Consider the following 21,143-nt stretch of genomic DNA (forward strand, 5'->3'; position numbering starts at 1 on the left):
GCCAAGGCGCGCGACTGCTCGCCAACGGGCCGCCCGGCCAAGCGACCAGGGGGCGACCACGCCGCGCCCGGCCCCCCGCAACGCACAGCGGCCCCGACCGGCGTTCTGCCGTTCGGGGCCGCTGCGGCGCGGTCGCGCACGCACAATCGTGCGGCGAAACCGACTCGCGCTGTGGGCGTGGTGCCGTGTTGCGCTGTACCGCCGTGTAGCGCCGTGCACCTGCTGACCTCTGCGGGCCTTCAGGGATCGCTGGGTGCTGCTGCTGCGTGGCGCGGTGGCTAGCAGCCTCCTCCGCACTGGCAGGAGCCGCCGGATTGGCAGCCGCAGCTGCAACCGGGGCCACAGCTGCAGCTGCCGAGCATCGGGAGCCGAGGGCGGCCGACGGCCGTCGGCTCGTCGCGCGGCGCCGGGTTGGGGGAGTCCGCCGTGAGTGCCATGAATTGCCTCCTAGGGGTCGCCTTGTGGCCATTGCATGCCCGGACCGAGCGGCGCGTCAACGGCGCGCGGAGGCATGGCGGCACAGCGCACGGCGGCACGAGAGGCGCTTGAGCGCCCCTCTCACGCCGTCCCGGTCACGCGCCTTCCACGGCCGTCGGCGGGGCGATCTCGTCGGCATGCTCGCCGGTCACGAGGTAGACGACCCGCTTGGCCACGGAGACCGCGTGGTCCGCGAAACGCTCGTAGTAGCGGCCCAGCAGGGTCACGTCCACGGCCGTCTCGATGCCGTGCTTCCAGCGGTCGTCCATCAGGTGCTGGAAGAGGGTCCGGTGCAGCGTGTCCATCGCGTCGTCGTCCTGCTCCAGCTGGAGTGCGAGGTCGACATCCTTGGTGATGGTGACCTGCGCGGCCTTGGCCATCAGGCGCTGCGCCAGCTGCCCCATCTCCAGGATGGTGGCGTGCAGATCGCTGGGTACGGCGGTCTGCGGGAACCGCAGCCGGGCCAGCTTCGCCACGTGCTGGGCGAGGTCGCCGGAGCGCTCCAGGTCGGCGCTCATCCGCAGTGAGGTGACGACGATCCGCAGATCGGTGGCGACCGGCTGCTGACGTGCCAGCAGGGCGATCGCGCGGGCCTCCAGCTCGCGCTGGAGGTCGTCGACCTTCTCGTCGCCGGCGATGACGTTCTCGGCCAGCTTGAGGTCCGCGTCGAGTATCGCCGTGGTGGCGCGCCCGATCGCGGAGCCGACGAGCCGGGCCATCTCGACCAGGCCCTCGCCGATCGAATCAAGCTCCTCGTGGTACGCGTCCCGCATCAGTGACCTTCTCTCGCATCGAGTGGTGGTGGTGTGGCAGGTGGAGAAGGGAAGTGAACGGCTGCCCTCTCCCACGCTCCCACGGTCTGTGCCCGCGCGAGCCGTTGTCCGAGGACCCGGTCCCCGCGGGAGCCCCCGCCCGGCGGGCCGCTGCCCGAGGAGAGGCTCCGCGGTTCGGCCCGGAGACCTCGGCTCGCGGTCCGCCCGGGGCCGTGGGCCCCGCGACTCGCCCCGCGATCCGCCGCTCCGGAGCCGGGCCCCGGGGTTCCCGGCCGCGCGCCGGTGCGGGATCGTTTCCGCACCCGCACCCTCACAGTGCGGGCGCAGCGCGACCTGCGGTCCCACCGGGAGTGAATCGCCGCCGACGTGAAGGTGAACTCTGGGCGACGCGGTCGTCTCCCCCCGAGGTGGCGCGAAAGGGTCCCGGAGCCCTCGCGAGACCGTCCGGAGCGTTCGCCGACCGTCTTCCCGGGAGTCGCCAGGTCACCCGACCGGCCCAGTAATGGCACCTGAAAAGCCATTCCGGGCCCCGCGCGGCCCTCCGGAGTGAACCAGCACCGACGCCCCGGTGAACTCTGGGCGACGGGTGTTCGAGCAGACCCTCGCACGGCTGGGGAAGTGTCCGAGCAGGCGCATAACCTGGAGTCATGAACGTGGACGCGGCCGTCGCCGCAGTGGCAGCGATCGCCGGGTTGTGTACCGGGGTCTTCGCCATGCTGGCGTTCCGATGGAGCGAGCGGGAGCAGGCCAAGCCCACCCGGTCCTCCCTGCACACCGACGCTGTCCTGCCCCCGGGCGTGGACACCGTGCTGTCGGTGCTGCGCTCGTCCGCGGTGGTCCTGGACGAGGCCGACGCCGTCGTCAAGGCCAGCTCCGCCGCGTACGCCCTCGGGCTGGTCCGCGGCGGCAAGCTCGCCGTCGAGCCGATGCTGCAGATGACCCGGGACACCCGCAGGGACGGCGAGATACGGCAGGTCGAACTGGATCTGCCCCGCCGTGGCACGGGCCGCGGAGACGCCCTCGCCGTCTCCGCCCGCGTCGCCCCGCTCGGCTCCCGCCTGGTGCTGCTGCTGGTGGAGGACCTCACCGAGGCCCGCCGCATAGAAGCGGTCCGGCGTGACTTCGTGGCCAACGTCAGCCATGAGCTGAAGACCCCCGTCGGCGCCCTGTCGCTCCTCTCCGAGGCCGTGATGGACGCCAGCGACGACCCGGAGGCGGTCAACCGCTTCGCCGGCCGGATGCAGAACGAAGCCACCCGCCTGACCAACCTCGTCCAGGAGCTCATCGACCTCTCCCGGGTCCAGAACGACGACCCGCTGGAGGACGCCGAGCCGGTCCGGGTGGACGAGCTGGTCGCCGAGGCGATGGACCGCTGCCGTCAGCAGGCCGCCACCAAACAGATCACCATGGCCAGTTCGATCGGCGGGCTCGTGGGGGCCTCCGCAGGGGGCGCCGGCCGCCCCGCCGACCTGAGCGTCTGGGGCAATCGCGGCCAGCTCGCCGCCGCGCTCGGCAACCTCGTCGAGAACGCCGTCAACTACTCCCCGTCGCGCACCCGCGTCGGGATCGCCGGCCGCCGTGTCCCCGCCCCCAGCGGCGGCGGCATCCCGGCTGCCGGCACCGGGGGATTCATCGAGATCGCGGTGACCGACCAGGGCATCGGGATATCGGAGAAGGACCGCGACCGAGTCTTCGAGCGGTTCTACCGAGTGGACCCGGCGCGCTCGCGCGCCACCGGCGGGACCGGCCTCGGCCTCGCCATCGTCAAGCACGTGGCCGCCTCGCACGGCGGGGAAGTCACGGTGTGGAGCGCTGAAGGACAGGGCTCCACCTTCACCCTGCGTCTCCCGGAAGCCGGTGCCGCACGCGACCGCGAGCGGACCACCGACCTCACTGCCACGGAGGGCCTCGACGACGAGGACCGCCCGTACGAGACCTTCAACGATCCACTTCCTGCTCACCCAGCCCCGGAGGTCCTTCCGTGACCCGAGTGCTCGTCGTCGAGGACGAGGAATCGTTCAGCGACGCACTGTCGTACATGCTCCGCAAGGAAGGTTTCGAGGTCGCCATCGCGGCTACGGGCCCCGACGGACTGGACGAGTTCGAGCGCAACGGCGCCGACCTGGTCCTGCTCGATCTGATGCTGCCGGGCCTGCCCGGCACCGAAGTCTGCCGCCAGCTGCGCGGCCGTTCCAACGTCCCGGTCATCATGGTGACCGCCAAGGACAGCGAGATCGACAAGGTGGTCGGCCTGGAAATAGGAGCCGACGACTACGTCACCAAGCCCTTCTCCTCGCGCGAGCTGGTCGCCCGCATCCGCGCGGTGCTCCGCCGCCGCGGCGAGCCGGAGGAGGTCGCTCCGCAGGCCCTGGAGGCGGGCCCGGTCCGGATGGACGTCGACCGGCACGTCGTCACGGTCTCCGGCGGCAAGGTCGACCTGCCGCTCAAGGAGTTCGACCTCCTGGAGATGCTGCTGCGCAACGCGGGCCGGGTGCTGACCCGCATGCAGCTGATCGACCGGGTCTGGGGCGCCGACTACGTGGGCGACACCAAGACCCTCGACGTCCATGTCAAGCGGCTCCGCGCCAAGATCGAACCGGACCCGGGCGCGCCGCGCTATCTCGTCACGGTCCGCGGCCTGGGCTACAAGTTCGAGCCGTAAGCCGCAGAACCGCACGCGCGATACCGCGCACCCCGGCCACAGCTCGGCAGCGCGGCGCAGGGCGGTGCTTCACCGCTCCGCGGCGCGCGGCTCCGCGTTCGCGGTGCCCGTGCCGAGCCGTGTCGGGCTCGCGCGCCGGGCCGCGACCCCGATGGCGGTATGCCGGCCCCTCCTGCCCTCCGGCCACCCGCCCGGCGGCAGCTACGCGTCAGGGGCGCCCCTCGAATCCGAGAGGCGCCCCTGACGCGTTTCGCCTTGGTGCGCGCCGGCAGGTGACCGGCTCGCGGCGTCAGTGACCGGCGTGAGCGGCCTGGGAGGCCTCGCCGGACGGGGCGGCCGAGCCGGAGGGCGACGCTGAACCGGACGGGGACGCCGAGCCCGTGGGCTCCGCGGAGCCGGACGGGGACGCCGAACCGGACGGCTCGGGCGCCTCGGTGGGGCCGTAGCTCTCGAAGTAGCTCTTCGCCGGGACGACGAACGCCGCCATCTTGATCTTGCCGCTGTTGCTGAAGCTGAAGGTCACCGGCTGGGCGTTGCCGTCCTGGACGGCCTCCCGGCCGCTGGGCAGGACGGCCTGGACGTTGCCCTGGCCGCCGATGACGACGGAGCCGCCGGCCGGCACGGTGATCCCGCCGGCGCGGCCCTTGGCGGACTTCAGCTCGGCCGAGGTGCCGGTGCCGTCGACGGTGATGGCCGTCAGCTTCTCGGTCCTGGCGCCGTTGTTGAACACGGTCGCGGTGATCACGGCCGGGCCCTTGGCGTTCAGTTCGGGCTGGGTGACCACAGAGGCGTTCTGGATCTTGATGTCTCCGACGGCGGTCGCGGCGTTGTCCGGCTTCACCTGCAGCGTCTGGGCGTCGTTCCCGGCCCCGCAGGCGGCGAGCGAGGCGATCGAAAGCGAGAGAACGGTAGCGGCGAGGACGCCGCGTCGAAGGCTGCGGCTCACGGCGGCGGCATCTCCTTGACGAGCTACGGCGGCCGAACTTCGTGCCCGGTCGCGGATGGACGGCTGGGACGGCAGTGGCGTACGCGTCATGACGACGGGTGCGTAAAGCCGCCCTAAGGGTGTGTCAGCGCCGCTAGGTTACCGAGCCGCTCCCGCGCCGCCGCACCCGACCCGCCCCCTGCGCGGCCGCACCCCGCCACGCCTCCCCGGCCGGCACTCCACCGAGCCCCCTGGCCGGCTCCTCAACGGGCTTCTCAACGGGCTTCTCAACAGCCTTCTCAACGGGCCCCGAATCGGCTGCGCGAGGGAGCGCCGTCCTTCGCCCGTCCTCCCCGCCCGGCATTCCCACCTGCCCCTGACGGACCATCATTCCCGCCGGCCATAGGGAACCCGCCACGCCCCGTGGCGACCACCGGGAAACCTGCCGAGGTCCCAGGCCGATCGCCTTCCCGTCGGCTTCCGGGCCTGGCCGAGGTTGCATTCCGCCGGCCCCTCCGGCGCATCTTTCTCATCCGCTTCCGCGCGTCGGCGCCCGATACCGATCCCGGCGCGGTTCCCGATCCCGTTCCGTTCCCGGTTGCGGCGGATGTGTGTTCACCGTTCCTCCGCGAGTCCTCCGCGGAGTCCTTCCGTGGCGTGTCCGGAGAAGGGGGATGGATATTCGACCGAAGGCCGTTCGGGTGACGGAGCCGCGTTTTGGCCGGTGAAAAGCAGTATTCGACGCGGAATGCAGGTGCCGGGCGATATTGATCAAGCCCTCGTCACCCACCGCGTGATCAATTCCGGAAACGGTCCTCCGGCGGGCCCCGCCAACCGAACGGAGTAGCGGAAGTAGCTCATACGGATCCGCGCAAAACGGGACGTTCGTCATGTCGATCATCGAGTTCGTGCGGTGTGACGGGCGTGTTTCCGGTCGCCCGCGAAGCCCCTCCGACCTGCGAATACCTGTGTCAGGCGGCCCCTCGCAGCACGTTCCGGTCGCTGTTGTCAAGCCCCGAGATGCGCCCTGACCTGCGAAAACGCCATTCAGAACGGTCCGTTCCCGTGTTAGCATGGATAGCCACGGAAGGGGTACCTGTCACATGACGTTCAAGGTTGGCGACACCGTGGTCTATCCCCATCACGGGGCCGCGCTGATCGAGGCCATCGAAACTCGCCAGATCAAAGGCGTGGACAAGACCTACTTGGTGCTGAAGGTCGCCCAGGGCGACTTGACTGTTCGTGTGCCAGCGGACAATGCGGAGTTCGTCGGCGTACGCGACGTGGTTGGTCAGGACGGGCTGGACCGGGTCTTCGAGGTGCTTCGTGCACCGTATGCCGAAGAGCCGACTAACTGGTCTCGTCGTTACAAGGCAAATCTCGAGAAGCTCGCTTCCGGTGACGTGATCAAGGTCGCCGAAGTAGTTCGCGACCTGTGGCGTCGCGAGCGTGAGCGCGGACTCTCCGCCGGTGAGAAGAGGATGCTCGCCAAGGCCCGCCAGATTCTGGTGAGCGAACTCGCTCTCGCGGAGAACACCAACGAAGACAAGGCCGAGGCTCTGCTCGACGAGGTCCTCGCGTCCTGACGACGCTGTGCATCAAGAAGTGTGCGTGAACGCCACGTGAATTGACTTTGCGTGTTGTCCGCGTGTGATTCGACGCAGCAATGCCGCGGTGCCCGAGTGACGACCCCCTTCCGATCGGGGGTCTGTTGCCGGGCGCTGCGGCATATCTGCGGTCGGTCGCCCCACCGGGCTCTTCTCTCCGCCGGCTCTTCTTCACCGGGACCTCCGCGGCCCGGTCTTCGCCGGTTGCCTCGCCACCCGCTGCTTCTGTTGCCGGTGTCTGTGTTGTCGGTGCCTGCGCCGCCGCCCAGGGCTGTCACCAGGGCACTCGCACGGTACGTATGTCCCGTGGGAGTCGCCGCGCAGCACCGCAGGCCTGAGCCCAGAGGGAAAGCCTCGTACGCCACCTCTGGTGTGCCGGGCTGGGGCAGCTGCCTCGACCGATGTCACGGAAGGGGTCCGGTCAAGGCGTCGCACCCGGCACGCTGTGGCCATACCCACCTCCCACGAGGAAACAAACCTGTCTGCGCCAATTCCGGGGTCGCCCCGGAACTCCGGAGCCTTCGATGTCTGATCCCTCCCGTCCGATCCGCACCGCCGCGGTGATTCCCGCCGCCGGCCGTGGCGTCCGGCTCGGCCCCGGCGCCCCCAAGGCGCTGCGCACGCTGGGCGGCACCCCGATGCTCGTGCACGCCGTCCGCGCGATGGCCGCCTCACGCGCCGTCTCCCTCGTCGTCGTGGTCGCGCCGCCCGACGGCGCCCTCGACGTCCGCCATCTTCTCGACGAGCACGCCTTCGGCGACCGCACCGACATCGTGGTGGTGCCCGGCGGCGAGACCCGCCAGGACTCCGTACGCCGCGGTCTCGCGGCGCTGCCGGAGGCCATCGATGTCGTGCTGGTGCACGACGCCGCGCGTCCGCTTGTTCCCGTCGACACGGTCGACACGGTGATCGCGGCCGTCCGAGCCGGGGCGCCTGCCGTCGTGCCCGCCCTGCCGCTCTCGGACACCGTCAAGCAGGTCGACCCGCAGGCCCAGGGCGCACCGGAGCCGGTGGTCGGCACGCCGGAGCGGTCCTTGCTGCGCGCCGTCCAGACGCCGCAGGGATTCGACCTGGAGACGCTGCTCAAGGCGCACGACACGTCCGTGGAGGGCGAGGGCGCCACCGACGACGCCGGGCTGGTCGAGCGTCTCGGCGCCCCGGTCGTGGTCGTGCCCGGCCACGAGGAAGCGTTCAAGGTGACCAGGCCGCTGGACCTGGTCCTGGCCGAGGCCGTACTCGCCCGGAGGAGGGCCACCGATGGCTATGTCTGAGCCGGCTGTGCCGGGCATCCCCCTCGTCGGGATCGGCACCGACGTGCACGCCTTCGAGCGGGGCCGTGAACTGTGGTGCGCCGGGCTGCTCTGGGAAGGCGAGGAGTACGGCCTGGCCGGTCACAGCGACGGCGATGTGGCCGCGCACGCCGCCTGCGACGCGCTGTTCTCGGCGGCCGGTGTCGGCGACCTCGGCGCGCACTTCGGCACCGGCCGCCCCGAGTGGTCCGGCGCCTCCGGAGTGACGCTGCTGGCCGAGGCCGCGCGGATCGTTCGTGCCGAGGGCTTCACCATCGGCAATGTCGCGGTGCAGGTCATCGGCGTACGGCCGAAGGTCGGCAAGCGCCGGGACGAGGCGCAGAAGGCGCTGTCGGCGGCGGTCGGGGCGCCGGTCTCGGTGTCCGGGACGACGACGGACGGCCTCGGGCTGACCGGCCGCGCCGAGGGCCTGGCGGCGATCGCCACCGCGCTGGTGGTCCGCACGGCCTGAGCCGTCCCAGGCAGATGCGCGCGTCCGTGCGGCGCCCGGCATTCCCCGCACCGATGTGGGAATGCCGGGCGCCGCAACGGTGTTGGTGCTTGTCGGAGAACTCGTGACCATCGGATCGACTTCGGACCTGCCCCAGGAGGCGCCCCGTGTCAGCCACACTGTCCGACGACCTCAAGAAGCTCCTCGACAGCCCGGTCTTCGTGTCCGTCGCGACGATTCAGCCGGACGGCAGCCCCCAGGTGTCCCCGGTCTGGGTGAAGCGGGACGGCGACGACCTGCTGATCTCGACGACCGTCGGGCGCCGCAAGGAGGCCAACATTCGCCGTGACCCGAGGGTGTCGGTCGTGATCCAGCCGTTCGACGCGCCGTACACCTACGCCGAGATCCGTGGCTCGGCCACCCTCAGCACCGAGGGCGGGCAGGAGCTGATCGACGAGCTCGCGCGGAAGTACACGGGGAAGGACTACGCCGAGTTCAATCCGTCGGCCGGCCAGGACGCCGCGCGCGTCGTGGTCCGGATCACGCCGCGCAAGGTAGTGGGCCGCATCTGACCGCCCCCGGCCCGTCCGCCTGGGAAAACGTGCCGGGCGGACGGCCGGGGAAACGGCCGGCGGCACCCCCGACCCGGCCGACCGTCACGCTTCTGTGTGCCGGTAACCCAAGGGGGCGCAGGGCACTGCCTCATTCCGACTACCCTGGTTCCGTGACGATTCGCCTGTACGACACCAGCGCCCGGCAGATTCGCGATTTCATCCCGCTCACGCCGGGCTGTGTCTCGATCTACCTGTGTGGTGCCACCGTGCAGGCCGCCCCGCATATCGGGCACATCCGGTCGGGACTGAACTTCGACATCATGCGCCGCTGGTTCGAGCACCGCGGCTACGACGTCACGTTCGTCCGGAACGTGACGGACATCGACGACAAGATCATCAAGAAGTCGGCCGAGCAGGGCCGCCCCTGGTGGGCGATCGGCTACGAGAACGAGGTCGCCTTCAACACGGCGTACGACGCTCTCGGCTGCCTGCGCCCGACGTACGAGCCGCGCGCCACGGGCCACGTCCCCGAGATGATCGAGATGATGCGGGGCCTGATCGAGCGCGGCCACGCCTACGCAGCCGAGGGCAACGTCTACTTCGACGTGAAGTCCTTCCCGGGCTATCTGGAGCTGACCAACCAGGAGTTGGACAACCTCCGGCAGCCGTCCGGCGAGGACGAGACCGGCAAGCGGGACCCCCGCGACTTCGCCATGTGGAAGGCCGCCAAGGAGGGGGAGCCCAGCTGGGAGACCCCGTGGGGCCGCGGCCGGCCCGGCTGGCACCTGGAGTGCTCGGCGATGGCGCACAAGTACCTGGGCAGCGCCTTCGACATCCACGGCGGCGGTGTCGACCTCGTCTTCCCGCACCACGAGAACGAGATCGCGCAGGCCAAGGCGTTCGGCGACGACTTCGCCACCTACTGGGCGCACAACGCCTGGGTCACCATGAGCGGCGAGAAGATGTCCAAGTCCCTGGGCAACTCCGTGCTGGTCTCGGAGATGGTCAAGCGCTGGCGTCCGATCGTGCTGCGGTACTACCTCGGCACCCCGCACTACCGCTCGATGATCGAGTACAGCGAGGAAGCGCTGCGCGAGGCCGAGTCCGCGTTCGCGCGGATCGAGGGCTTCGTCCAGCGCGTCGTGGAGAAGGTGGGCGTCGTCGAGCCGGCCCCCGAGGTGCCGCCGGCCTTCGCCGAGGCGATGGACGACGACCTTGGTGTCCCGCAGGCGCTGGCGATCGTGCACACCACCGTTCGCCAGGGCAATGCCGCGCTCACCGCGGACGACAAGGAGTCGGCCGTCGCCAGGCTGGCCGAGCTGCGGTCGATGCTCGGCGTGCTGGGCCTCGATCCCCTCGACGAGCGCTGGTCCGGTGGTGACGCGGACCGTGGCGCGGATCTGCACGGTGTGGTGGACTCGCTCGTCCGGCTGGTGCTCGACCAGCGGCAGGCGGCTCGTACCCGCAAGGACTACGCCACCGCCGACGCGATCCGCGACCAGCTCCAGCAGTCCGGCCTCGCGATCGAGGACACCCCGTCCGGCCCGCGCTGGTCGCTGTCCTGAGCGCCGCCGTGACCCCCCGCCGACGTCCGGATTCGCCCTTCCCGGGCGCTGCGGGCGACACTCAATCCATACGTACGTACCCACTCCACGTCGAGAGACGTCGAGAGCAGTGAAGAAACAGGTGACCCATGGCCGGCAACAGCCAGCGCAGGAACCGCCGCACGTCCAACAAGAAGGGCGCGCAGATCGGCAGTGGCGGTAAGCGGCGCCGGGGCCTGGAAGGCAAGGGTCCGACCCCGCCCGCCTCCGAGCGGAAGGGACATGCCAAGAACCGCGTGGCCAACGCCAAGGCCAAGCACGCCGCCGCGCGGCGTCCGGCCCCTCGGCGCGGCGGTGCGAAGGGCACCTCCGAGCTCGTCGTCGGCCGTAACCCGGTCTTCGAGGCGCTGCGCGACGGCGTGCCCGCGACGAACCTCTACGTCCAGCAGTTCATCGACACCGACGAGCGGGTGCGCGAGGCGCTCCAGCTCGCTGCCGAGCGCGGCAACATCAACCTGATGGAGGCGCCGCGCCCCGAGCTGGACCGGATGACCAACGGCCTCAACCACCAGGGCATGGTCCTCCAGGTCCCGCCGTACGACTACGCGCACCCCGAGGACCTGGCCGCGGCCGCCTTCGACACCGGCGATGACCCGCTGATCGTGGCGCTCGACGGCGTCACCGACCCGCGCAACCTCGGCGCCGTCGTCCGTTCCGTGTGTGCCTTCGGGGGCCACGGCGTGGTCGTGCCGGAGCGCCGCGCGGCCGGGATGACGGCCGGTGCGTGGAAGACCTCCGCGGGCACGGCCGCCCGTACGCCGGTCGCGCGTGCGACGAACCTGACGCGGACGCTGGAGGCGTACCAGAAGGCCGGCCTGACGGTCGTCGGTCTGGCGGCGGACGGCGAGATGGAGCTGCAGGACGTCGAGGCGCTGGACGGCCCGCTGGTCATCGTGGTCGGCAGCGAGGGCAAGGGCCTGTCGCGGCTGGTCGGCGAGACCTGTGACGTCCGGGTACGGATCCCGATGCCCGGCGGCGCGGAGTCGCTGAACGCCGGTGTCGCGGCCGGTGTGGTCCTGTGGGAGGCGGCGCGCCGCCGCGCCTGACACCAGCACGATCGCGTACCGGCCGTCCGCAAGACGGCCGGTACGCGCAGCAGAACAGCGGGCGACGCCCGTCCCGCACGGGGGCCGCCGAAGCGGCGGAACGCTCTCGTCGCGACCGCATCGCCCAGCCTGGGGCAAAGCATGACCCTCCGCACTTCTTGCGGAGATCCCGTGATCTTTGACGGGTCTCGGACAGATCGGGCCGGTCAAAGCAGTGTCTTAACCGCGAGTCACTCGGTTAGATGAGCGTGGACACCAGAACACCCCGCACACCTACGGGGGGACGCTCGCCGGGCTTTGATGACGAGCCGGTCCTGAGCTCGGTCAAGGTGCCGTGCGATCCCGCGCAGGTCATCGTCAACCACGCCAGCTTCCGGGTACAGCTAGCCGCCCCTGTGGTGAGCAGCAGCGCCATGGCCGACACCGCGCGTATCCCCGTGGTCCGGGGCTCGACCCCCGGAACCACCAGACGCCGGGCACCCGTGGTGTGGAGCGGCCGCACGGCCCCGGGCGGCACTGCCGGAGCCACCACCCAGCTCCTGCACGCGGTCCGCGATGCCGGCATCGGGCTCGACGGCGGCCACGGCGAGGAGATCGGCACGACCCAGGTCCTGCCCCGGGTACGCATCGACGACGCCGCCCCCGCCTCGACCGTGATCGGCCAGCGTGGCCCCACCGACTCCGAAACGGCCCCCCTGCTGCGCGGCGTACGCCCCGTGGGCAGCGCGTACGGCGACAACACCTACGGCGACGGCTCCCGCGCCGACGACGGCTACGACGAGGACCGGTTCGAGGCCCGCGAGGCGTACGACACCGGCTCCAAGCGACGCGGCACCGACACCGTCCGGCACGCGTACTACCCCGGGCGCCGGATGAACCTCGGCGTCGTCCTGCTGCCGCTGCGCGTCTTCCTCGGCCTGATCTCCGTCTACGCCGGCATGGGCAAGCTCTGCGACCCCGTGTACTTCGACGGCGGCGAGCGCGGTTCGATGGTCAAGTGGCTCCAGTCGCTGGACCCCTGGGCGCTCGCCGTGCCGCTCCGGGACTTCGCCGTCTCGCACCCCGTCGGCGCCGGCCTGACCGTCGCCTTCCTTCAGGTCGTCGTCGGCGTGCTGACCATGTGCGGTCTGTGGCAGCGGCTCGCCGCGTCGTTCGGCGCGCTGCTCTCCGCGGCCCTGCTGATGACCGTCAGCTGGCGCACGGTCCCCGCCTACGATGCCCCCGACATCATCTACCTCGCCGCGTGGAGCCCGCTGATCATCGCGGGCGCCCCGGTCTACTCCATGGACGCGCGACTGGCCGGCGAGGCCTGGCGGCGGCTCGGCCCGCGCGTCGAGGTCGCCGACCTGCGCCGCCGTGTGCTGCGCCGCGGCGCGGTGATGACCGCGGTGGTGGCCGGCCTGACGCTGCTCATCGGTTCGCTGCTCGGCGGCGCCGTACGGTCCGCGACGGTCGCGCCCGTGCCGCGGCCCGGTGAGCCCGCGATCAACAACCTCCCCGGTTCGCCGCTGCCGCGTCCGTACAAGAAGGCCACCAGGCCCGGCCAGGGCCAGGCCGGCAACGGCACCCCGCAGCGCCGGGTCAGGCCCTCCGCGGACGCCTCCCGCAAGGCGGGCCAGGCAGGCAGGCCCTCCGCATCGACCCCGGGTGCGGCCCCGTCCGGCAGTGCCAGCGGCAACGCCCAGCCCGGCGCGACCACCAGTGGCCCGCCGCAGCGGACCACGCCGACCCGGGCACCGGCGCCGTCCCAGGCGCCGACCACCTCGGGCGGCACCGGCGGCGGAACGACCGGTGGCAGCACCGGAGGCTCCGGCGACTCCGGCGGCCGCGGCAGCACCCTCGGCGGCCTCCTGGGCTGACGCCGCACCCCGCGCCCTTACGGGCGTCGCGCACCTGCCCCCGATCGCCCCCTCTGCGTCTCGACCACGAGCCGTAGGGGAGGGGCGGTCGGGGGCAGAAGTGTGTGTGGGGGGGGGTGTGTCGGTGGTCCGGGCGCCGGTGCGGGGGATGAGGCCGGACGTTGGTGGCCGGCCAGACGTATGCGCCGGTGGCCGGTGGAGGCTACGGGCTGCGGTGTGGGTGGCTGCTCACGCGCTCGGCGGGAGACCGGGCGGCTGCGGCCGTGGCTCCCGGGGGCGCTGCGTACGCATGCCCTGTGGGCGGGGCGGAAGGCGTGTGAGCGGCGACCAGGCGGCCCGGGGCCAGGTGTCGCACTGGGCGGGCGTCCGGCTGGCCCTGGAGGGCGTGTGGGGCCTGGCGGCGGTGTGGCCGCCCCGGAGGCGTCGGCAGGCTCGGGCGGGGGCACCCCCGGGCCTCCAGGCCGCCAGAGGGCGGCTCAACGCCCTTGCGCGGCCAGTTCCTTGGCGGCCTCGGTGAGGTCCTTGGCGGTGTCGATGGCACGCCAGTAGGCGCCTTGCGGGAGCGGATAGCCGGCCAGCCGGCGTTGGCGGGCGAGGCGCGGGAAGGTGGTCCGCTCGTGGTCGCCGCGGGTGGGCAGCAGATCCGTGAAGGCGGCGGAGAACACGTAGACGCCCGCATTGATGAGATACGGCGAGGGGGGCGACTCGACGAAGTCCAGAACGTGTCCGAACGCGTCGGTCTCCACGGCGCCCCAGGGGATGCGTGGACGCGCCAGCGCGAGAGTGGCTTCCGCGTCGCGCTCGTGGTGGAAGGCGGCCATCTCGCGGAGCGGGAAGCGGGTCCAGATGTCGCCGTTGGTGGCGTACCAGGGCTCGTCGGGGCGGGGGAGGGAGGCGGCCGCGTACTTGAGTCCGCCGCCGCGGCCCAGCGGTTCGTTCTCCACAACGGTCGTGACCCGCAACGGCAGTTGAGCCTGCGAGAGCCACTCCTGGAGCACCTCGGCGAGGTGGCCGCAGGAGACCACGGCGTCCGTGACGCCTTCCTCGGCCAGCCAGTTCAGCTGATGGCCGATGATCGGGGTTCCGGTTCCGGGAATCTCGACCATCGGCTTGGGTCGGTCGTCGGTGTACGGGCGGAGACGAGAGCCCTGGCCTCCGGCCAGGACCACGGCTTGCGTGGGGTACGGATGCGGGGCGCCTGTCATGGTTCGCACCCTATGCGGTGCGCGCTGCGGTCACTGCGTGGTGCGGAGGGCGGTTACTGGGACGTGGCGACGCCCGTGGCGAAGGACGTGTCGCAGACCGGCCGGGAGAAGGCCTGGGCGCGGTGTGCGGCGCCGTACTTGGCGACCGCGGCGCGGCCGAGGGCGCGGGCGATGGACGCGCAGTGCTTGGCCAGCGAGGGCCGTGCGGTGGTCGCCTTCTGGAGGTGGGTCAGGGCGACGCCGGGATCCTTCTCCTGGAGTTCGACGAGGAGACGCTTGCGGAGGACGTCCTGGGGGGCTCGGGGGCCGGCCTTGGTGGAGGCCTTTCCGGAGGACGCGGTCAGCACCTGCGACTCGGTGGCCGTCGACGCCCACGGAACGCGGGTGACCGCGAGTGTTCCGGAGAGGACGAGAACGACGGGGAGGACAAGGGCGAGAGTTCGGCCGATACGGCGGGCTGCGGAGTTCACGGACGTGATGGTAGCGAGGAGTGATGATTTGGCGACATTTGGTCACCTTATCGAGGGACGGATGGCTCGTCGGTGCGGTTATTGAGTTGACGTACCGGCGAGAAAAGTCGCGTCTGGGGGTTTTGCCGGGGGTTTTGTCGACACGCGGGCGAGGGCGGGACCGGGGCCCGGGGGACGTAGGGGGAACGCGCGCGGACCGAGGCCCGGGGACTTACGGGAAACGCGCGGCGGCGCCGGGTCCGTGAACCCGGCGCCGCCGCTCTTCCCGCTTTCCGGTGGGCGCTGCGGCCCGCTCCGCTCAGTCGGTGAGGCGCTCGCCCGACGACGTCGAGAAGACGTGCGTCTCGCCCGGCCGCGGCACGACGTGCAGCCGCGCGCCCTTGTCCGGCACCTCGCGGCCATTAACCCGCACCACCAGGTCCTTGACCTCGCCGCCGACCTCGGCCGTCCCGTAGACATAGCCGTCGGCGCCGAGCTCCTCGACGACGTTGACCGTGACGGCCAGGCCCGCCGGGGCGTCCGCGCTCTCCTTGGACAGCGACTTCGCGGCGGCACCGTTCCGCTCGACGATCTCGAAGTGCTCCGGGCGGACGCCGACCGTGACCGTGGTGTCGCCCTTGTCGGCGGCCGCGGTCAGCGCCTCACGGTTGACCGGGACGACGCTGTTGCCGAACTTCACGCCGCCGTCGGTGATCGGCACCTCGACGAGGTTCATCGCGGGGGAGCCGATGAAACCGGCGACGAAGAGGTTCGCCGGGCGGTCGTACATGTTGCGGGGCGAGTCGATCTGCTGGAGCAGGCCGTCCTTGAGAACCGCGACACGGTCGCCCATCGTCATGGCCTCGACCTGGTCGTGGGTGACGTAGACCGTCGTGATCCCCAGGCGGCGCTGCAGGCCGGCGATCTGCGTACGGGTCTGCACGCGGAGCTTGGCGTCCAGGTTGGACAGCGGCTCGTCCATGAGGAAGACCTGCGGCTCCCGGACGATCGCACGGCCCATCGCGACGCGCTGGCGCTGACCACCGGAGAGCGCCTTCGGCTTCCGCCCCAGGTACTCCGTGAGGTCGAGGATCTTCGCCGCGTCCTCCACCTTCTGCCGGATCTCGGCCTTCGGCACGCCGGCGATCTTGAGCGCGAAGCCCATGTTGTCGGCGACCGTCATGTGCGGGTAGAGCGCGTAGTTCTGGAACACCATGGCGATGTCCCGGTCCTTGGGCGGAAGGTGGGTGACGTCGCGGTCCCCGATGCGGATGACGCCGCCGTCGACGTCCTCCAGCCCCGCGAGCATGCGCAACGAGGTGGACTTGCCGCAGCCGGACGGCCCGACGAGGACGAGGAACTCGCCGTCCTCGATGGAGATGTCGAGCTTGTCGACGGCGGGCTTCTCGGAACCCGGGTAGACGCGGGTTGCCTGGTCATACGTGACCGTAGCCATGGTGATGTGTCCCTTCACCGGCAGGAACGTGCCGGACGATCCGAGTAAAAGGAGTGATGTGGTCCACTGCTGTGGACTTCGGCGTGACGCTACCGTCGCCATGGGCTGGTGTCAGTAGCCTTACGGTCACGAAAACCCGGGGACCGGCATCCGGCGCGCCTGGGTACACTTCTTCACGCACGCCTCCTTAGCTCAGCTGGCCAGAGCACCGCTCTTGTAAAGCGAAGGTCGTCGGTTCGAATCCGACAGGGGGCTCTGAGTGTGACCAGGGAAGAAGCCCCGGGCCGGATGCGGCCTGGGGCTTCTGACATCTACGGGTGACATCAACGGGGTCGGTCAGTCGAGGTACGAGCCGCCGTTTCAGGAGCCGGTCCATGTGACTGATCGCTTCCCGCTGCGTGTCCTGGGCGACGTGGGTGTAGACGTCCATGGTCAGGCTGATCTGGCTGTGGCCGAGGATCTCCATCAGGACGCGCGGCGCCACGCCGGCCGCGGTCAGCAGGGTGGCACAGCCGTGCCGGGCGTCGTGGAGACGGATCGGGCGGAGGCCGGCCGAGGCGGTGAGCCGGGAGAAGGAGCGATTCAGGTTCCGCGGCTCGATCGGGCGGCCGGATCGGGTGGTGAAGACGAGCCCGGAGGGGTCCAGCTCGGTGCCCCGCTTCTCTGCCTCGTGGGCCTGGTGGAGGCGGTGCCAGCGGAGAGCGGCCAGGCAGATCAGGGGCAGCGGTACGGGAGGGATCTTCCCGGTCTTGGTGGTGTCCTGGTACAGCTCGCCGCCGATGCGCTGCACCTGATTGCTGATGCGGATGACGCGGCCGTCCAGGTTCACGTCCGACCAACGGAGCCCGAGGACCTCACCACGGCGGAGCCCCATCGCGATGCCGAGGACGAAGGCCGCGTAGAGCGGATCGCGGCGGGCCTCTTCGAGACCATGAGACCCGGGGTGCCCAACAAGTCGGGATCGATCCAAGGACCGAGGAGCCGCACGCGCGCGGGGGCGCCGGCCGGTCGCCGTCGCGCCGCCTCCATGCCTCTGCAACCGGCCGCGCACCGTCGCCCGCCCGGCGCCACCACTCAGCGGCCAAAACCCAGCACTGGGCCATCAGGTACAGGGGATTGCCGCACAGCAGGCCACAGACGCTTTGTGTTACCGAAGAGGCCGGATCGCGGCGGCGGTTCCCCGCGGGCTACCTCGCCGCCGTGGCCGTTGCCCCGTGGCTGGGGTGGTCGGCTCCACGACTCTAGCCAGCCACTTTGGGGCCGAGCCTCGAGGATCATGGCCCCAACGTCGTGTTTTACCGGGCAGGTCCGCAGATTGCCCGACTCGCCATGAGCTTACGGGGTCATGATCACTCGCCCCAATGCAGCTCCCGGCCAAAGTCGCTCCGCCGACCTTTGTCATCCGCTAGTGTTCCGGACACTGCTAAGTCCGGCCTCTTGGCGAATTCACGGGACAAAAGGCTCTATCAAGCCGCAGGGTAACCAGGCCGAGCCTGACTGAGCTAGGTAGCCCCTGTCACGCCGTACGAGGTGTTGAGTTGCCATGCAAGCACATGCGCGGATCCTTGAGCTTGCGCTACTGTTCAAGTCGACATAATTCGGGACGAGGTATGGGGGTTGGGGATGTCTGAGGCGATTTCGAGCCATGAGCTGATTCCGATTAAGAGCCAGACAAAGACCATACAGAATTGTTTCCAACAGTGCCTGTATGAGGTTCCAAACTTTCAGCGGCCATACAGCTGGTCGCAGGAGCAGCTCACCGATTTTTGGGACGATGTCATCTTGGCGAAGGGTGATTTTTTCTTCGGGTCCACAGTAACGTGGGTCAGCGAGAAGAGGGATCTCTTCAACGACACGTACGCAATCATCGACGGCCAACAGAGGCTGACCACGAGCGCAATCCTTCTATCCGTTGTTCGTGACGCATTGAGTGATGTGGCTACTAAATACTTTGACGTCGATGATTTCGACACTGATGTAGCTAAAAGTCAGGCGGTTGCTACTCAGAAGTACCTAATGGCCAAAGACGATGATGGCAAGAGTCACCCTGTTTTGCGGCGGCCCGAGAATATGTTCTACGAAGTGATCCAAAATCCGACTGCCATTCCATCTGGGTCAGTATGGAATGGAAGCGCTAAGCGGATCGGAGAGGCGCGAGCCTTCTTTGAGGCGAAGGTTCTCGCTGCCGTCAAGGATTTGACGCCGAATAGGCAGGTCGAGCGCCTTAAGTCCATTCGGTCAAACGCTTTGAAGGCGCGTGTAATCCAGGTTGAGTTGGCTTCTGAGGAAGACGGCTTTCTGGTCTTTGAGACGTTGAATACGCGCGGAGCAGACTTGCGGCTGTCAGACCTCGTTAAGAACCTTCTGATCCGCGGAGGCGCTGCAGACACCAAAGATCGACAAGCGGTCGCCGATCGTTGGGACCGACTGATCAACCGCGTTCAGGCGGATCGTATGAGTGCGGATGTCGTCGACAGATTCATTTGGCAGTCCTGGAACTCGCGACGTGAGGCGGTGAAGGAGCCTGAACTGTTCAAGGAGATTAGTCGCATCGTGGGTACCAGTCCAGCCGCGCACCTCTCCTATCTGCAGGAACTTGAACGAGATGCGGAGACCTATGAGTGGTTAGAGGCTGAGCATGTGCAGGTCCAGCCGAAAGCTGCTGGTGTACGCAATGCTTTCGCGGTATCGGAATTTGTTGATAGTGTTCGTGCACTTGCGATTTTCAATGTCTCCGTAGCCAACTCGACGGTCCTTGCTGTGGCTCGCAAGTTCCGGGAAACAAGATTGATCAAACAGGCGCAAATCGTTGAAGTTTTGAGGCTCGTTGAATCTTTCCATTTTCAATATACTGCACTAACGAATAGTGGGTCGACTGGTGGTACGCGAGGTCGGTATAATCGCTTTGCCGTTCGCTTGGAGGGTGCTAAGTCTGTCGGTGACGTGGCGTTGGCCATCAAGGACTTGGAAGAAAAGCTTCGTGCAAGTCTGCCCGATCACGCGAGAGCTCATCAAGCATTTTGCTCTTTGTTCTATGCGCCCTCGCTTCAGCTAACTCAGGCGCAGAAACTTCGATCTCGCAAGATTTTCATCGCTTATGTCCTGATGTCGTTCGCAAAGTTGCAAGACTTGCTGCCGGCAGGGCAGAATCTCGCGACGTGGTCTATTGAGCATATAAAGCCGCAATCAAAGGCTTCGGCGAATTATCGCAACCCGGTCTACTCGATAGGCAATCTCACGCTGCTCACCGCTCGACTTAACAGCTCCCTTGGGGACGCTCCGTTGTCGTCCAAGATCGAGGACTTCAAGAAGGGGAGAGCGTATTTCGATCCGCAACTCGCTATGTGGGAAGCGAGCGCCACGGATTTCCCGTCTGATGCACAAATTGAGGCGAGGACGCGTTTCCTGGCAGACGACGCGTTGGATCGAGTTTGGAAGCTATAGGCGCAGGAGGTAATCTAAGTCGGCATTGGTTTGTCATCACCGCCTCGGGCGTCAAGCGCGTGGCGGCCATGCCTGTAAGTGCGAGCGAGTGGCGACGCTCATTCCTGAAGGGCAAGTCGCTTGCTTACGAATCCTGCATTCACGTACAAGTCGAGGGTGTCGGACATGACAATGGCGCTCATCGCCTCCCGATAACCTTCCGGCCTGTACTTCCGTAGGGTCACAGCGTCATCCGCCGTACGGATCACTTCCCAAAGGATCTCACGCCCCGCCGGTAGATCAGGGTTCGTAAGGTGCTGGTGTAGTGGTGGGAATAGGTCACGCTGGGTTTGCTTCATGGGGTGCGCCCAAGCTTCAGCCCTAGCGGCCAATTCCATGACTTCAATGAGAAATGACGCCATCCCTCGTCCATAGCCCTACCTCCTGCTGAAAAACGGAACGATGGCCCTGTGGTCACCGAAGATCACCTCACTCAGAGAATCACTTCCGTTCTGGCTGTACTCGCTGGACTATCGCGACCAGGAGCGTCTTGATCCGAAAGTGGGCCGTGGACCATCTGTGGACGAACCATGTCTTGTCGGTCATAAAATGCTTGTGACCTGCGCATACGCCGGGGACCGAAGCGCCCTCCGGAGCCCTGTGCGCTCCAAGCCGCTCCGCCAGGTCGGTCTGTTCGGCATACTCAGGCGCCTGGACCGCGAGCGCAGGGGGTGGGCGATGTACGGCCGGAGTGGTGAGGCATGGGATCAGTTGGCCAGTGCCGGCTTGAAGTTCCTCGTTGAGCGGGCACAGCTCCGCAAGGTCACGACCTACACGGAGATGAACTCTGTGCTGACCCGGCGGACCGGACTTCCTGGCTTCGACTTCGAGCAGGCGGACGAACGGGCGGCGATGGGCCACCTGCTTGGACTGATAGTGGAGCGGGACTACCCTCAGAGCAGGCTCATGATCTCCGCCTTGGTCCACTACCTCGGCGCGAACGACGCCGGGCCTGGTTTCTACACACTCGCGCAGCAGCTCAACCTGCTTTCCAAGGGCTCCTCCGCAACGGCGAAACTTGAGTTCTGGATTGGGCAGGTCAACTCACTGCACGAGCTTCACCGTTCGTAGCTGCCGGGAGGAAGCGGGCTCTCATGTCCCTTGAGCGCCTGGACGAGGCGGTCAAGGAGGAACTGGAGCCGTCGAGGGGTCCTGACGCCCCGGCGGCGTCCCGGCACCTGACACTCACAGATGACATCAACAGCCGTGGATGGCAGCGGTCGAGGGCGGCTTGGCGTGGCATGACCAGCCGGTTGGTTCCAGGTGTGAGAGGGGTACCCGAGCGAACTCCTAAAGCGGTTCT

Annotated in this window: 16 protein-coding genes, 1 tRNA gene and 1 pseudogene; 12 read left to right on the plus strand and 6 right to left on the minus strand. The window is 68.7% G+C overall.

Annotated features, from left to right (window positions below):
- Positions 1–572 precede the first annotated feature (572 nt).
- Positions 573–1,250 carry a phosphate signaling complex protein PhoU gene (phoU, locus tag ACH4FH_RS33545; RefSeq protein WP_398559720.1) on the minus strand — a complete coding sequence of 226 codons (678 nt, stop codon included), beginning with the start codon at positions 1,248–1,250 and terminating at the stop codon, positions 573–575.
- Positions 1,251–1,897: 647 nt separating this feature from the next.
- Between phoU and ACH4FH_RS33550 the strand changes: the two genes are divergently transcribed.
- Both ACH4FH_RS33550 and ACH4FH_RS33555 read left to right on the plus strand, forming a co-directional pair.
- Positions 1,898–3,235, plus strand: coding sequence for a sensor histidine kinase (locus ACH4FH_RS33550; protein ID WP_398559721.1), 1,338 nt, complete (start codon positions 1,898–1,900; stop codon positions 3,233–3,235).
- Positions 3,232–3,912 carry a response regulator transcription factor gene (locus tag ACH4FH_RS33555; RefSeq protein WP_030063828.1) on the plus strand — a complete coding sequence of 227 codons (681 nt, stop codon included), beginning with the start codon at positions 3,232–3,234 and terminating at the stop codon, positions 3,910–3,912. Before ACH4FH_RS33550 ends, ACH4FH_RS33555 begins: the two co-directional genes overlap by 4 nt.
- Before the next feature lie 289 nt (positions 3,913–4,201).
- Here the strand turns inward: ACH4FH_RS33555 and ACH4FH_RS33560 are convergent, their stop codons facing one another.
- Positions 4,202–4,858 carry a DUF461 domain-containing protein gene (locus ACH4FH_RS33560; protein WP_398559722.1) on the minus strand — a complete coding sequence of 219 codons (657 nt, stop codon included), beginning with the start codon at positions 4,856–4,858 and terminating at the stop codon, positions 4,202–4,204.
- Between the two features lie 1,082 nt (positions 4,859–5,940).
- Between ACH4FH_RS33560 and ACH4FH_RS33565 the strand changes: the two genes are divergently transcribed.
- The 7 genes from ACH4FH_RS33565 to ACH4FH_RS33595 all read left to right on the plus strand — a co-directional run bounded on the left by ACH4FH_RS33565 (position 5,941) and on the right by ACH4FH_RS33595 (position 13,247).
- The gene (locus ACH4FH_RS33565; protein WP_003953493.1) at positions 5,941–6,423 is read left to right on the plus strand and encodes a CarD family transcriptional regulator; all 483 of its coding nucleotides are present in this window, start codon (positions 5,941–5,943) and stop codon (positions 6,421–6,423) included.
- Positions 6,424–6,968: 545 nt separating this feature from the next.
- The gene (ispD, locus tag ACH4FH_RS33570; protein WP_398559723.1) at positions 6,969–7,715 is read left to right on the plus strand and encodes a 2-C-methyl-D-erythritol 4-phosphate cytidylyltransferase; all 747 of its coding nucleotides are present in this window, start codon (positions 6,969–6,971) and stop codon (positions 7,713–7,715) included.
- Positions 7,702–8,205 (plus strand): 2-C-methyl-D-erythritol 2,4-cyclodiphosphate synthase, encoded by a 504-nt coding sequence (gene ispF, locus ACH4FH_RS33575; protein ID WP_398559724.1) that lies wholly within the window; start codon positions 7,702–7,704, stop codon positions 8,203–8,205. Before ispD ends, ispF begins: the two co-directional genes overlap by 14 nt.
- A gap of 146 nt (positions 8,206–8,351) precedes the next feature.
- A complete protein-coding gene (locus tag ACH4FH_RS33580; protein WP_398559725.1) occupies positions 8,352–8,756 on the plus strand; it encodes a PPOX class F420-dependent oxidoreductase in 405 nt (134 codons plus the stop codon).
- A gap of 152 nt (positions 8,757–8,908) precedes the next feature.
- Entirely contained in the window at positions 8,909–10,303 is a 1,395-nt protein-coding gene (cysS, locus tag ACH4FH_RS33585; protein ID WP_398559726.1) for a cysteine--tRNA ligase, read from the plus strand.
- Between the two features lie 128 nt (positions 10,304–10,431).
- Positions 10,432–11,388: a 23S rRNA (guanosine(2251)-2'-O)-methyltransferase RlmB gene (gene rlmB / locus ACH4FH_RS33590; RefSeq protein WP_398559727.1), complete on the plus strand. Its 957-nt coding sequence runs from the start codon at positions 10,432–10,434 to the stop codon at positions 11,386–11,388.
- Between the two features lie 242 nt (positions 11,389–11,630).
- Entirely contained in the window at positions 11,631–13,247 is a 1,617-nt protein-coding gene (locus ACH4FH_RS33595; RefSeq protein ID WP_398559728.1) for a DoxX family membrane protein, read from the plus strand.
- 476 nt (positions 13,248–13,723) lie between these two features.
- On the opposite strand, the gene ACH4FH_RS33600 is transcribed toward ACH4FH_RS33595, so the two are convergent.
- From ACH4FH_RS33600 to ACH4FH_RS33610, 3 genes are all read right to left on the minus strand, one after another.
- Positions 13,724–14,452, minus strand: coding sequence for an NDP-sugar synthase (locus ACH4FH_RS33600; RefSeq protein WP_398559729.1), 729 nt, complete (start codon positions 14,450–14,452; stop codon positions 13,724–13,726).
- 53 nt (positions 14,453–14,505) lie between these two features.
- Complete coding sequence (locus ACH4FH_RS33605) at positions 14,506–14,922, minus strand: hypothetical protein (protein WP_398559730.1); 417 nt, start codon at positions 14,920–14,922, stop codon at positions 14,506–14,508.
- Between the two features lie 298 nt (positions 14,923–15,220).
- Positions 15,221–16,357 (minus strand): ABC transporter ATP-binding protein, encoded by a 1,137-nt coding sequence (locus ACH4FH_RS33610; protein ID WP_398559731.1) that lies wholly within the window; start codon positions 16,355–16,357, stop codon positions 15,221–15,223.
- Between the two features lie 181 nt (positions 16,358–16,538).
- Between ACH4FH_RS33610 and ACH4FH_RS33615 the strand changes: the two genes are divergently transcribed.
- A tRNA-Thr gene (locus ACH4FH_RS33615) sits at positions 16,539–16,612 on the plus strand.
- A gap of 97 nt (positions 16,613–16,709) precedes the next feature.
- Here ACH4FH_RS33615 and ACH4FH_RS33620 read toward each other — a convergent pair.
- Positions 16,710–17,285, minus strand: a pseudogene (locus ACH4FH_RS33620) (tyrosine-type recombinase/integrase); the annotation flags it as partial.
- 695 nt (positions 17,286–17,980) lie between these two features.
- Between ACH4FH_RS33620 and ACH4FH_RS33625 the strand changes: the two are divergent.
- Positions 17,981–19,801, plus strand: a complete 1,821-nt coding sequence (locus ACH4FH_RS33625; protein WP_398559732.1) for a DUF262 domain-containing protein — start codon at positions 17,981–17,983, stop codon at positions 19,799–19,801.
- A gap of 639 nt (positions 19,802–20,440) precedes the next feature.
- Positions 20,441–20,911 (plus strand): hypothetical protein, encoded by a 471-nt coding sequence (locus ACH4FH_RS33630; protein ID WP_398559733.1) that lies wholly within the window; start codon positions 20,441–20,443, stop codon positions 20,909–20,911.
- Positions 20,912–21,143: the final 232 nt, after the last annotated feature.

Source organism: Streptomyces sp. NPDC017993 (genome assembly GCF_044328065.1).
In the GTDB taxonomy this organism is placed as follows: Bacteria; Actinomycetota; Actinomycetes; order Streptomycetales; family Streptomycetaceae; genus Streptomyces.